The following is a 12,556-nucleotide window of genomic DNA, read 5'->3' as shown; positions in this document are numbered from 1 at the left end:
CCCGCGCGAGCGCCCGTCCGGGCCTGCTGTCAGACCGTCGGACCGTCAGGCGGTCACGCGGTACCAGTACCCGCCGGTGCGCAGACCGGCGTAGTGGACATTGGTGCCCGTCTCCTTGGCCTCGTACATCATGTCCGCGCCGGTGGCGGAGTCGGTGCCGGCGTAGATCACCACGTGGTGGGTGTCGTGCGGGCCGTTGCCGAAGTACTCGACGTCGCCCGGGCGGCGCTGGGACTCCGTGATCGGGGTGAGGTGCTTGTCCAGGGTCTGCTCGGTGGTGTCGCCGCCGTTGGCGAGGTCGATGCCGGCGCCGAACCAGAAGGCCGCGCGGACCAGGCCCGAGCAGTCCACGCCGACGGTGGTGTCGGCCGGGCAGGGCTGGATCGAACCGGTGTAGCCGTCGCAGGTGCCCAGCGACGGGCCGGGGCCCTCGCCGCGCAGCGAGTGGCCGCCGCCCCACACGTACGGGACGCCCAGGTAGGACTTGGCCGCGTTCAGGACCTTGGTGGAGTCGATCGGGCCGCTGGGCAGCGGGACGGGCTTGCTGCCGTAGAGGGCGTTCTTGACGGCCGTGCCGACGATGCCGTCGATGGCCAGGGCGTGCGCGGCCTGGAAGTTGCGCACCGCCGTGTCGGTGGCGGGGCCGAACTGCCCGTCCACGGTGAGGCGGCCCGCGTTGAAGGTGTTCAGCATGGACTGCAGGGTCTTGGCGCACGCGCCGGTGGCGCCCTTCTGCAGGTCCCCGCACTGGGTGCGCAGGTCGACCGTGCCGGAGGCGGCCGCCGCGGCCGCGTCTATGGCCGCCTTGGTGGCCCGGCCGACGATGCCGTCCACGTCCAGGGAGTGCGCGGTCTGGAAGTCGCGCACCGCCGTGTCCGTACCCGAGCCGAACTGCCCGTCCACGGTGAGGTGGGCGCCGGTCTGGTTGAGCTCCAGCTGGAGCTGGGTGACGCAGCCGTCGACCTCGCCCTTCTGGAGGTTGGCCGGGCAGGACGGAGAGGTGATCGGTATCGGGGCCGGCACGGTCGCGGCGGAGGCCGCCGAGGCGGTGAAGGCGCCGACGCCCGTCAGCACGGACGCCAGGGCCAGGCCCAGCGACAAGCGGCGCCGGGTGGGGAGGACGGTGTTCACAGGGGTCTCCAAATCCATGATGATTCGTCAGAACTCTGCCTCACCCGGCCACCCGTACGGGAGGGGTACGCCGTCCCATCCGCCGGACGGCCGCGTCTCACGGCACCCGCCCGGCCGATGGGACGAGCCGCCACCCGGGTACGGCACCCAACGGGCGCAGCCGTTGAGCTGGGCCGACGGACGGAAGGACGGCGTCCGCCGCAGCCCTCGGCCACCGGGGAATCCGTGACGTCCCGGCCCGCATCCCGGGAAACCGTCCCGCGCGTCCTCCGCCGCGCGGGCCGCCATGCGCCCGGTCACCTCACGGACCCTCACCCCGCCCCGGGCCGGGCGGTCGGCCGCTCGGCCCGGGGCGGTGCCCGCTACCGGGCGCGCTCGCCTTCGCGGCGACGGCGGGTGCCGACCATGCCGAAGGCGCCGCCGAGCAGCAGCAGGGCGTCGGCGCCCTCCATCAGGATGCCGGTGGCGTCGCCGCCGCCGGTGTGGGCCAGGGCCTGGCCGGTGCCGGAGCCCGTGCCGGAGGCCGTACCGGAGGCCGCTTCGGTGGTGGGCGCCGGGGCGGGGGCGGCGGGACTGGGGGACGTCGTGGGGGCGGAGGACTGGGTCGGGGTCGGGGCCGGGAGCGCCGTGGTGGGCTCGTCGGTCGGCGCCGGGTCGGTGTCGGAGGCGGGGGCGGTCGCGGTCGCGGTGGGCGCCGGCGTCCGGCTCGGCTGAGCCGTTCCATTGCCCGTGCCGGTACCGGTACCGGTCGGGGTGGTCGGGCCGGGCGCGGGGGCCGAGACCGTGGTGCAGTCCGCCGTCGGCGTCGCGGGGGCCGTACGGGTGCTCGTGGCGCGGGACTCGGTGGGGGACGCGGCGGAGGCGGTGGCCCTGGGCGTCCCGTGCTTGGTCCGGCTCGCGCTCGGGCTCGCCGTGGGCCCGTCGGAGCCGTCGTCCGTCGGACCGGCCGGTTCCCCGGCCGTGGCGGTGGCGGTGCTCGCCGCGCGCCGCTCCTGCTGCCGGGTGGCCGTCGGCGACGGTGAGGCGCCCGATTCCGGCGGCTGGTGGTCGTCCGCCGGCATCCCGGTGGCGGCGGTGGCCTCGGTCGCCGCGCGCCGGGTCTGCTTGCGGGTGCCCGTCGGAGCGGGTGGCCCGCCGTCGGCCGCGGGCTTCGCGGTGGTGGTCACGCCGGTGGCGGGATCGGGATTGGCGGGCTCGGGGTCCGGGCAGTGGGAGCTGGTGCCGACAGGTCCTCCGGGGGTGGAGTCGACGTGGTAGCCGGCCACGATCCTGGTGAACGCGTACGGGTCCTGCTGGATCCCGCCGCAGACCGAGGCGCTCTCCGCGGTGAACTCCCCGCCGCACGGGCGATCCCGGTTGACGGCCCAGTAGGTGAAGCGGGCCAGGTGGTGGGCGGCCGCGAAGTCCCGCATGGCGCGGAAGTCCGCCGGGCCGACCACCTCGTCCTTGCTGTCGGAGTGCCCGTTGATGGAGGACAGGCCGGTGTGCCGCCAGGCGGTGTCCGCGTCGTAGCCGTAGGCGTGGACGAGGGCCTGCTGGAGGCCGGTCAGGGCGGAGACGGTGGCGTCGACCATGGTGCCGGGGTGGCTGTCGAAGTCGAACGGCATCACCACCCAACCGTCCACCTCCACGCGGGCCTTGGCGGCCCGGGCGATCAGGTCCGCGCCGTCGGCGTCCGGGCCGTTCAGTTCGGTGCTGAAGGTGACGTAGACCCGCAGGCCGGGGTTCTTCGCCTTGACCGCCCCGAGTGCCTCGACCACTCGCTGCCGGGCGTCGGCGCTGGTCAGCTCGGTGGACTCGATGTCGATGTCGATCGCCTTCAACTGGTAGGCGTCGATCACCTTCTGGTAGGCGGCGGCGAGTTGGGTGGAGTCCGCGCACTTCTCGCCGAGCTTGGCGCCGTCCCAGCCGCCGAAGGAGGCCACCGCCTCGCCGCCGGCCGCGCGGATCGCCTTGATCTTCGCCTGGTCGTCCCCGCCGGTCAGCGGACGGCTGCCGTCCCAGCGCGGGTCGCAGCCCTGGCCGGCGAGCAGGAAGGCGAGGGTGAACTGCTTGAGCCCGGTCGCCTTCATCACCGCGACCGGGTCCTGGGCGTCGCCCCAACCCAGGTACTCGTAGGCGGCGTTGAGGCCGACCGGGTCGGTGGCGGCGGCCGGGGCGTCGTTCTGCGCGACGATCAGGACGCCGCCGGCCGCGATCACGGTGGCAGCGGCGGCGATCCGCCGACGGCGGCTGAGCCGGTGTTTGGGCATGGCGGTCGCTCTCCTGAGTCAGGGCCGGCCGACACCCGGCCCGTCCCGGGTCCGCCGCCGCCCACGGGGATTTCTCGCCGGGGGATACGGCCCGCCGCCCCGCTCCGGTTCACCGCTCCCCCGGTCGGCCGTCGCCCCGCCGCACGGCACGGCCCACCTCGGCCCGCCTCAGCTCAGCGCCAGGTGCACCGCCGTGGTCAGCAGGTAGCCCAGCGCGAAGACAACCGCCGTACGGCGCAGCCCCGTTGCCCGGAGCAGGACGGCCGCGCTGCCGAACCAGACCAGGTCCAGCACCGCCCGGGCCGCCCCGTGCAGCGGCACCTGCGCGCCCGGTGCGCCGAACAGGGCCCAGACCGCGACGTACCCGGCGGGCAGGGCGAGGGCGAGTGCCCAGCGGGCCGGCCGGGTGGTGCGCCGGGTGAGTGCGAACCGTACGGCGGCGGCGTAGACGGCGAGTTCGAGCAGGAAGGCGAGCGCGTCGTCGGCCGTGCGCAGCACCGCGGTCATCGTGCGCCCCCGGTGGCCCGCCGCGCCGTCGCCAGGTGCGGCAGCGCCAGGGCGCCGGCCCCGAGCGGCGGTGAGTCCGTCATCGTCCCCCGCATATCAAGCGCACCTCCAATGATTCGAGCCCTGAATGATTCTGTGGAGATATTATCGCCGCCATGGACGCCGTCAACCCCCCTTCGCTGACCTCCTCGCTCGCCTTCCGCCTCGGCACCCTGGGCACCGTCGCCACCGCGCGCTTCACCGCCGCCGTCGAGAGCCGCGGCCTAAAGCCGAAGCACGTCGCGCTGCTCGCCACCCTCGACGCGGGTGCCGCCGCCTCCCAACTGGAGCTGGCCCAGGTGATGGGAGTGGCGCCGAGCCTGGTGGTCAGCCTGGCCGACCAGTTGCAGGCGCTGGGCGCGGTGGCCCGCGAGCGCGACCCCGCCGACCGCCGCCGCCAGACGCTCACCCTCACCGCGGACGGCCGCGCCCTGCTCCACGAGTGCACCGCCCTGGCGCACGCCGTCGACGACGAGTTGGCCGCCGCCCTCTCCCCCGCCGAACGCGAGTCCCTCCGCCGGGCCCTGGGTGTGCTCGCCCGCGAGGCCGGGCTGCCGGTCGAGGAATGACCCCGGGGTCCGGCCCCCGGGCCCCCGGAACGCGAAGGCGGCGCCGGTGCCCTCGCACCGACGCCGCCCGCCGCCCCACCGACCGGCCCTACCGACCGCCGCCCTACCGACCAGCCCGTGCCGTGACCGAGAAGGCTCGCCGGGTGGGTGCGGTCAGTCGGAGCGCGCCGCCTTCCACACCCATGAGGTTCGACGGGGAAGGCCGTCCAGTTCCTGGCGGCCGGTGCACCAGAGCAGCACCTGGACGGGGTCTCCGGGAGGAGCGTCGGGGAACAGCCGACCGAGCACGGCCGCGCACAACGGTGCGGGCGGCTGCCAGTCCACGGCCAGCCCCTGGGTGATGTCGTGCGTGTGCAGCAGGATTTCAGCGACGCCCATGGCCGCGAAGCCGGGATCGCAGGGACCCCAGTGCCAGGCACGCGAGGTCGGACCGGCCGCGGCCAGTGCGGAGCTGAGGAGGCGGCCGCAGGCGGCGACCGTCCGGAGCACCTCGGCCGGGGAGGCGGTGGGGCGGACGGTCAGGTCGAACGGGAGGTAGGAGTCGGCGGGACGTGCCGCCACCTGCCCCGCGTAGGCCAGCAGGTCGTGCGCGATGTGAGCCGCCGTCTCCCAGCAGCTCCACTCCAGCGGACCGGCCGACACCGTCCAGTCCTCGTCGGCATGCGGTCCCAGGACCTTCAGCGACTCCGCCAGGGCCGTGTCGACGTCCCGATGGTCCATGTGCAGCTCCTCGTGCGGTTCGTGCGGTGCGAAGGGGATGTGGCCGCGGCGTCTTCACGCCCGCCGGCGCAGGTGGGCGCGTCGCCTCAGACCTCGCCGAGGAATCCCGGGTCGGTCAGCCCCGCCTGCCCGGCGAAGTCGGCCGCCACTCCGAGCACCTCGTGCATCGGCACCGCCCGGCGGCTGGTGGCCGCCAGGTCCGCCTGGGCCTGCTCGGACCACAGGAACGGGAACACCGTGATCCCCTGGGACGGGGTCAGGGCCGCGGCCTCCGCCCGCCAACCGGGCCAGCGCACACCGTCGTAGAAGCTCTCCGAACCTCCCGAGAGCAGCCAGGAGACCCAGGCCGAGTGGCCGATCTCCAGGGCCTCCCATTCCAGGGTGTCGGGAGCGAAGTAGGTGATCTGCCCCGGCGCGCCCGGACGGCCCGCCGCCGCGGGGTCGTGGCCGTTCAGCGCGAAGACCCCGCCCACGGCGTCGTGGCCGACGACGAGACCGTCCGCGGGATGCCAGGCGGACTCGAAGGCCGCCGGGAACCCGTTGACCCGGCCCAGGCTCGGCAGGCCCCCGTCCCCGGCCGCACCGCCGCCGAACACCCGCACCCACCCGTCGTCCAGCAGCAGCCCGCCCGTGTTCAGGACCAGGGCGCCGAGCACCGACCGCGCCGTCACCTGCAACTGCAGGAGGCAGCGGCGCCCCTCCTCCTGGTCGACCGGCAGCACCTCCACCGGCACGGCCACCGCCGCGATCGTCGCCGCCAGCTCGGGCCACGCCGGATCGTCCACCTCGGTCAACTCGTCGATCTCTCGCATCCGAGGATGATCGCACCGAACCCACCCGGCCCCGGCATCCGCCTGCCCGCCCGCCCGCCTGCCCGCCTGCCGGTCGGGGCCGGCAACTGCCGTTGCCCGCTCGGCACCTGCCCGCCGGGAGGCCGCTCCGCTAGCGGGTGGTGCGGCCGAGGGGCGGGGTGCGGGGGCGGAGGACCTCGCCCTGGGGGCCGAACATGACCAGGTACTCGACCGGGGCGTCGGTCCCGGCGTTCGCGACGCCGTGGGGGGTGCGGGTGTCGAACTCGGCGACGTCACCGGCGACCAGGATCAGGTCCTGGTCGCCGAGGGCCAGCCGGAGCCGCCCGTACAGGACGCAGAGCCACTCGTACCCGTCGTGGGAGGACTGCCGGGGCCGGGCCGGTGGCGCGTCGGCGTCGGCGGTGGCGGCGGTGGCGGCGGGCAGGACGTGCTTGTGGGCGTGCAGGCCACCCACGTAGCGGGTCAGCGGCAGCACGGACTTGTCGGTGGCGTCGGGGCGCCGCCGCCGTGTCGTCGCGCCGGCGGGGGGAGCGGGAGTGGTGCCGGCCAGCTCGTCGAGTGAGGCGCCGTACTCCTGCGCGAGCCGCAGCAGCACCTCCAGGGTCGGTCGGCGCCGGCCGGTCTCGATCCGCGACAGCGTGCTCAGGGCGATCCCGGTCGCGCGGCTGACGCCGGTGAGGGTGGCCCCGCGCCGCTCGCGCGCGGCCCGCAGCCGGGGGCCGATGCTCGCCAGCACGTCGGCCGTACGGTCGTCCGTCACCGCTGCCCGCCCCCTCCGGTCGTACCCTCGCCGACGCCCTGTCCTGCCAGTTTGCCAGGATGTCAAGGATCTTCGCGCCGGGCGGGCGCGGCGCCGCATGATCGGTGGGCAGCCGCACCCGCCCGTTCACCGAGGAGTTGCGATGAACCGCCCCTTGCCGTCCGCCGAACCGCACCACCGCACCGTCGAGGGGCCCGCCGGGCGCCTGCACCTGGTCGAGCAGGGCAGCGGACCGCTGGTGCTGCTCCTGCACGGCTTCCCCGAGTCCTGGTACTCCTGGCGCCACCAGCTCCCGGCCCTCGCCGCGGCGGGGTACCGGGCCGTGGCACTCGATGTGCGCGGCTACGGCCGGTCCTGCACGCCGGCCGGGCCGGACGCCTACCGGATGGTGGACCTGGCGGCGGACAACGTCGCCGTGGTCCGCGCCCTCGGCGAGGAGCGGGCGGTGGTCGTCGGGCACGACTGGGGTGCCGGGATCGCGGCCACCTCCGCCCTGCTGCACCCCGGGGCCTTCCGCGCCGTCGCCCTGCTGAGCGTCCCCTACGCGCCGCCCGGCGGCCCCCGCCCCGGCGAGGTACTCGCCCAACTGGGCGGCGAGGAGGAGGAGTTCTACGTCTCGTACTTCCAGGAGCCCGGCCGGGCCGAGGCGGAGATGGAGTCCGACCTCCGGGGCTGGCTCGCGGGCTTCTACGCGGCCCTGTCCGCCGACACCATGCCGGGCCGGGACGAGCCGGACCCGCACTTCCTGGCCCGCGCCGGCGGCCGCCTGCGCGACCGCTTCCCCCGGGGCGCGCTCCCCGGCTGGCTGACCGAGGAGGATCTCGACGTGTACGCGGGCGAGTTCGAGCGCACCGGCATGACCGGGGCGCTCAACCGCTACCGCGCCATGGACCGCGACTGGGCGGACCTCGCCCCGTACCGCGGCGCGCCGATCGAGCAGCCGTCCCTGTTCATCGGCGGGGCGCTGGACGCCTCCACGACCTGGCTGGCCGACGCGATCGCCGCCTTCCCCACCACCCTGCCCGGCCTGGCGGCCGCCCACCTCCTCGACGGCTGCGGGCACTGGATCCAGCAGGAGCGGCCCGCGGAGGTCAACCGCCTGCTGACCGAATGGCTCGACGCCCTCCCGGCCTGACGGCACGCCCGGGCCGGGGCGGCGGGCCTGCGTCCGTCACTCGTCCTCGCAGGAGGAGTGGGGTTCGTACGGCTCGAAGTCGCGGTGGTCGAGGAGCTCCGCGATGGAGAAGGGGTGCCGGTGGTCGGTGAGGAGGCGGTGGACGAACTCGGCGGTGGAGCCGTCGAAGCGGGCCTCGTGGTCGCCGTCCTCGTTGCGGGCGATGACCGGCCACCGGTCCGGGTCCGGGCCCTCCGTCAGCCAGTAGAACTGGTCGGCCTGGACGGAGCCGGCCCACTGCAGGAGCCCGCCGGGGGCGGGGTGGAGCCGGTAGGGGTGGTAGACCGCGGCGATGTCGGGGTGGGCGGCGGCGAGGTCGGCGAGGGTTCGGGCGTTCCTCACCAGGCAGGAGGGATCGTCGGAGCCGGGCTGGGGACCGGGCAGGAAGATGTCGAGGAAACCCGCGAACGTGCCGGGGCCGAAGTGCTCCACCAAGTGCCGGTAGTCGGCGGGCAGGGCGGTGCCGAGCCCGGCCTCGGCCGACGGCCAGTCGACGGACCACTGCCGCGGCCGGGGCCGGCCGGTCACCGCGGCGAGCCGTCGCACCCAGCGGGCACCCGACCCTTCGGCCCGGTCGTCCTCCTCGAAGTAGTCGGCGGGAAGGGCGAGTTCCGCCGGGTCCGCCCGGGGAGCCGTCAGCACGAGGAGCTGCGGTTCGCCGCTCCCGCCGTCCGGCCGGACGATCCCGCAGCCGACCCAGCGCCCGCCCACCGCCCACCCGCACAGGTCGACCACGCCCCCGGGGAACGCTGAGACCAACGGCAGCCCGCGGCCCTCGTCGAGGGTGGGGTCGACGAAGCCGCCGGTGGCCAGGGTGCGCGAGGACCCCCAGCGGGGGCGCAGCGCCTCGACCAGGCGGCGCAGGGCGGCGTCCAGGTCGCCACCGGTCGCCACCGGCAGGCGGGCGAGGCCCGGTGCCGGACGGGCCAGCAGGGCGTCGACGCGGTGGAGGTGGTCGGCGAGTTCGTCCATCGCACCAGTCAACCGCAGACCACTGACACCTCCTCCCCCGCCCGCCGGATGAGAGGATCTCGCCGAAAGTTCTGTACGAGGAGACACCGTGAACGACCGCTCGAAGCATGACCACTCCGACTGGGAGGAGGTCGTACTCGCGGCCCGCGAACGTGCCCGCGCCCGGCAGGCCCTCATGGTCGACCGCTTCGGGCCGTCGGGTGACGTGCAGTACCACTGGTCGTTGGACGATGCGCGGATCACCTGGTCGCGCGCCGGGAAGGTGTTCCTCGCCGGCCGTCTCACGATGATCGGCAGCGTCAGCCTCGCCCAGCAGTCCTGGCTGTGGTCCTGGGCGAACGACTCGCTGCCGCGCGCGGTCCTCGGCGACATCGAGCGGGTCCGGCGGTACGGCGAGGAGAACGACTTCCCCGTCCTGCCGTGGCCGGGCTTCGACCACCGTCCCGAGCTGGTCGCCGAGGCCCGGATGGTCGCGGCGTCCGTGCTGGACGCCGACGGGCTGTGGGCGGAGTCCACGGACGACGGGCAGCTCCACTTCCTGGTGCACGACCTGGCGCCCGCCACCGGTTGACGGCCACGGGCGTGCGGGCGCCGGGCCAGGCCGCTGATCGCGGCGGGCCCGCGCGAGCCGCCCGCCGGAAACCGGGCGATTCGCGCCGGGAAGACCTCCCCCGAGCCGCGAGCATGGAGCCGTGAACCACGCCCGTACCCGGCCCCCGGAGGCGAAATGAGCAGGACCGTCGGTGACGACACCCCCCTGGTGGGGGCGAACAGCCCGTTCTTCCGGATCGTCAAGGAGGGACTGGACGGCCTGGTCGACGGCGAGGACTTCTACGACCTGCTGGCCGAGGACGTGGTCTTCGAGTTCGTGATCACCGTCCCGGAGTACCCGCGGCGGGTCGAGGGGCGCCAGGGGATCGTCGACCTGTACCGCGACTACGGCGACTACGTGGAGCTGCACGGCGCGGACGGCCTCCGGGTGCACCGGGACCGCGAGACCTCGGTGGTGGTGCTGGAGTACGCGGTCCACGGCAGGTCGGTTCCGACGGGGCGGCCCTACGACAACCACTTCGTCTCCGTGCTGACCGTCGAGGACCGCAAGGTGAAGCACTGGCGCGACTACCTCGACCCGGTCGCCGTCTTCGACGCCCAGGGGTGGCCTCGGGGCGGACGGCCGTAGCGAGCCGTCGTACCCGAGGTTCAGCCCGGCCTCGGACCCGGCCTCGGCCCCGGTGCCCGCGCGTCCGCCGGGACGGCCGGGGCCGGGGCCGGGCCCGCACCGGGGGGCTCGGTGCGTCGGACCACCGGGGTGGTGCGGAGGAGGTCGGCGAGGAGGCGGTCCATCAGGGCGCACTCCCCGGGGTCGGCGCCCTCAGCGCCCTCGGGGGCGGTGTGGGTGTGGCCGTGGGGCGGCTCCGTCGGGGCGGGCCCGGTGGCCGGTCCGCGGCAGGCTTCGGCGAGGGTGCGGCTCAGCCGGTCGAGGATGCGCTCCGGCCCGCCGTCCGCCACCCGGTCCGGGCCCGGACGTTCGGTCAGCTGCCGGGCCAGGCCGGTGACCAGGCCGCGGGCCAATTCCAGGGCCTGGTCGGCGGTTTCGAAGGCGCGCGCGGAGAGGCACTGGGGTGGGGACGGCGGTGGTGAGGCGTTCGAGGGCCGCGGCGGCCGCGTCCACGGCGTGGTCGAGGAGGCGGCGGGTCGCCTCGGCCCGGTCGTGGGCGGGGAGTTCGGCGGCGAGTTCGGCAGCGTAGAGGCCCGCCAGGCGGTCGCCGCGGAAGCGGCCGGGCGAGGCCTCCTGGACGAGGTGGGCCGCGTCCAGTTCGGCGAGGAGTTCGCGCGCGCGGGCCCGGGGGACACCGGCGAGGGCGGCTGCGGCGGCGCTGTCGAGGGTCCCGCCGGGGTGGAGTCCGGACAGGGTGAACAGCCGACGGGCCTCGGCGGGCAAGGCGCGGACGGTCCGGCCGAGGGCGGCCGCGATGCCGAGGGTGCCGCCGGTGGCGAGGGCGGCGAGTCCGGTGGTCCGGTCGGACATCTCGTGGACGAGGTCGTCGAGGGACCAGGCGGGCCGGGAGGCGAGCCGGGCGCCGGCCACCCGCAGGGCGAGGGGCAGCCCGTCGCAGAGCGCGGCGAGCCGGCGGGCGGCGGCCGGGTCGGCGGCGACCCGCTCGGGGCCGGCGATCCGGCCGAGCAGGTCGACGGCCTCGTCCTCGGGCAGGCCGCCGACGGGCAGCGGGATGGCGGCTTCGCGGACGACGAGGTCGGTGAGCCGGGAGCGGCTGGTGACCACGACGACGGGTTCGGGGGCGCCGGGCAGCAGCGGTTCGACCTGTTCGGCGGAGCGGGCGCCGTCGAGGACGATCAGCAGCAGCCGACCCTCGGTCAGCCGCCGGAGCAGGGCGCCCGCCCGGGCCCGGTCCTCGGGTACCTCGGCGGGCGGGACGCCGAGGCGGGTGAGCAGGAGGGCGAGGGCGGCGGCCGGGGTGAGGGGTTCCTCCTCGCCGAAGCCGCGCAGGTCGAGGTGGATCCGGCCGTCGGGGAAGCGGTCGGCACTGGCATGGGCCCAGTGCAGGACGAGGCTGCTCTTCCCGGCCCCGGCGACTCCGGTGACGAGCACGGGCCGGCCGTCGGCGCGGCAGGCGGCGTCGTCCAGGCGGCGCAGGTCGTCGGCGCGCCCGACCAGGGCGGTGCCGGACCTGGGCAGGGCGTCGCCGGGGCCGGCGGCGGGGCCGGAGGCGGGGACGGAGGCAGGCACGGGGGCGGGAATGGAGACGGGATCTGCGAGACGGCCGTCCCCGGCCTGCCGGAGGCAGCGGGCCAGCAGGGCGGCGGCGGGCTCGCGCCGGGGGTCGGCGGTGACGACGGCCCGGAGGTCGTCGAGGGCCTCGGCGCCCCGGCCGAGGCTCAGCAGCCGATCGGCGAGCCGCTCGACCGCGTGGGTACGGGCGGTGTCGAGCCGTCGGCCGGTGGTGGCGGTCAGGGTGAGCGAGCCGGAGTCGGTGAGGGCGGGACCGTCCCAGAGGTCGAGGGCCTCACGCAGGAGGGCGGCGGCCCGTACGGCGTCGGCGGTCTCCTCGGCGGCGGCCGTCAGCCGTTGGAAGTGCTCGGCGTCGACCAGTTCGGGGTCCCCGACGAGGACGTAGCCCTGGGCGCGGGTGAGCAGGGTGAGGCCCTCGCCGAGGCTGCGCCGGACGGCGGAGACGTGCCCGTGCAGGGCGGCGCGGGCGGTGGGCGGCGGCGCGCCCTCCCACACCGTGTCGAGCAGCCGCTCGACGGTGACGTGGTCGTTGAGTTCGCTCGCGAGCAGGGCGAGCACCGCTCTGCGGCGCGCACCCGCCAGGGCGACGGGGCGCCCCTGCTCGGAACGGAGTTCGACTCGGCCCAACAGCCGGACGCGCACACCCACTCCCTGAGTGCCGGGGACATGACGGAACGGGCTGAGGATACGAACCGGGGCGATCTTCGTCCAAGCCCCCGAACCGATTGGTAAAGCAACACAACTACCAAGGGGGCTTTGGGAATCGAGCACATCTGACAGTGAGGATGTTCATGAGCGGTTCCCGGGCAGGTCTGACTCAACCTCTGACTGACCTCGGGTCCTCAACCGGATCTGTCGGCCTCGTCCG

General features: G+C 75.4%; 12 protein-coding genes. 4 read left to right on the top strand and 8 right to left on the bottom strand.

Going from position 1 to position 12,556, the window contains the following annotated elements:
* Nucleotides 1–45: 45 nt before the first annotated feature.
* The 3 genes from ACFXPX_RS24470 to ACFXPX_RS24460 form a co-directional block, all read right to left on the bottom strand.
* Entirely contained in the window at nucleotides 46–1,143 is a 1,098-nt protein-coding gene (locus tag ACFXPX_RS24470) for a peptidoglycan-binding protein (RefSeq protein ID WP_380643271.1), read from the bottom strand.
* Between the two features lie 350 nt (nucleotides 1,144–1,493).
* Complete coding sequence (locus ACFXPX_RS24465; RefSeq protein WP_380643269.1) at nucleotides 1,494–3,383, bottom strand: hypothetical protein; 1,890 nt, start codon at nucleotides 3,381–3,383, stop codon at nucleotides 1,494–1,496.
* Nucleotides 3,384–3,551: 168 nt separating this feature from the next.
* Nucleotides 3,552–3,881 (bottom strand): YrdB family protein, encoded by a 330-nt coding sequence (locus tag ACFXPX_RS24460; protein ID WP_380643267.1) that lies wholly within the window; start codon nucleotides 3,879–3,881, stop codon nucleotides 3,552–3,554.
* A 164-nt stretch (nucleotides 3,882–4,045) separates the two neighbouring features.
* On the opposite strand from ACFXPX_RS24460, the gene ACFXPX_RS24455 reads away from it, so the two are divergent.
* Complete coding sequence (locus ACFXPX_RS24455) at nucleotides 4,046–4,498, top strand: MarR family winged helix-turn-helix transcriptional regulator (RefSeq protein ID WP_375884116.1); 453 nt, start codon at nucleotides 4,046–4,048, stop codon at nucleotides 4,496–4,498.
* Nucleotides 4,499–4,651: 153 nt separating this feature from the next.
* On the opposite strand, the gene ACFXPX_RS24450 is transcribed toward ACFXPX_RS24455, so the two are convergent.
* The 3 genes from ACFXPX_RS24450 to ACFXPX_RS24440 form a co-directional block, all read right to left on the bottom strand.
* Nucleotides 4,652–5,218 (bottom strand): maleylpyruvate isomerase N-terminal domain-containing protein, encoded by a 567-nt coding sequence (locus ACFXPX_RS24450; RefSeq protein WP_380643265.1) that lies wholly within the window; start codon nucleotides 5,216–5,218, stop codon nucleotides 4,652–4,654.
* An 86-nt stretch (nucleotides 5,219–5,304) separates the two neighbouring features.
* Nucleotides 5,305–6,030, bottom strand: a complete 726-nt coding sequence (locus tag ACFXPX_RS24445) for a DUF2625 family protein (RefSeq protein WP_380521674.1) — start codon at nucleotides 6,028–6,030, stop codon at nucleotides 5,305–5,307.
* Between the two features lie 130 nt (nucleotides 6,031–6,160).
* Nucleotides 6,161–6,790 carry a helix-turn-helix domain-containing protein gene (locus tag ACFXPX_RS24440; RefSeq protein ID WP_380643263.1) on the bottom strand — a complete coding sequence of 210 codons (630 nt, stop codon included), beginning with the start codon at nucleotides 6,788–6,790 and terminating at the stop codon, nucleotides 6,161–6,163.
* Between the two features lie 142 nt (nucleotides 6,791–6,932).
* On the opposite strand from ACFXPX_RS24440, the gene ACFXPX_RS24435 reads away from it, so the two are divergent.
* Nucleotides 6,933–7,925, top strand: a complete 993-nt coding sequence (locus ACFXPX_RS24435; protein WP_380643261.1) for an alpha/beta fold hydrolase — start codon at nucleotides 6,933–6,935, stop codon at nucleotides 7,923–7,925.
* A 36-nt stretch (nucleotides 7,926–7,961) separates the two neighbouring features.
* Here ACFXPX_RS24435 and ACFXPX_RS24430 read toward each other — a convergent pair whose 3' ends face one another.
* Nucleotides 7,962–8,936 carry a hypothetical protein gene (locus ACFXPX_RS24430; protein WP_380643259.1) on the bottom strand — a complete coding sequence of 325 codons (975 nt, stop codon included), beginning with the start codon at nucleotides 8,934–8,936 and terminating at the stop codon, nucleotides 7,962–7,964.
* Nucleotides 8,937–9,024: 88 nt separating this feature from the next.
* Between ACFXPX_RS24430 and ACFXPX_RS24425 the strand changes: the two genes are divergently transcribed.
* The gene (locus ACFXPX_RS24425; protein WP_380592356.1) at nucleotides 9,025–9,507 is read left to right on the top strand and encodes a DUF6882 domain-containing protein; all 483 of its coding nucleotides are present in this window, start codon (nucleotides 9,025–9,027) and stop codon (nucleotides 9,505–9,507) included.
* 156 nt (nucleotides 9,508–9,663) lie between these two features.
* On the top strand, nucleotides 9,664–10,116 hold the full coding sequence (locus ACFXPX_RS24420) for a nuclear transport factor 2 family protein (protein ID WP_380643257.1): 453 nt from the start codon (nucleotides 9,664–9,666) through the stop codon (nucleotides 10,114–10,116).
* 192 nt (nucleotides 10,117–10,308) lie between these two features.
* Here ACFXPX_RS24420 and ACFXPX_RS24415 read toward each other — a convergent pair whose 3' ends face one another.
* Nucleotides 10,309–12,330 (bottom strand): BTAD domain-containing putative transcriptional regulator, encoded by a 2,022-nt coding sequence (locus ACFXPX_RS24415; RefSeq protein ID WP_380643255.1) that lies wholly within the window; start codon nucleotides 12,328–12,330, stop codon nucleotides 10,309–10,311.
* Nucleotides 12,331–12,556 lie beyond the last annotated feature (226 nt).

This window comes from Kitasatospora sp. NPDC059146, assembly GCF_042786665.1.
Taxonomy (GTDB): Bacteria; Actinomycetota; Actinomycetes; order Streptomycetales; family Streptomycetaceae; genus Kitasatospora.
This window is presented reverse-complemented; position numbering and strand designations above follow the sequence as displayed.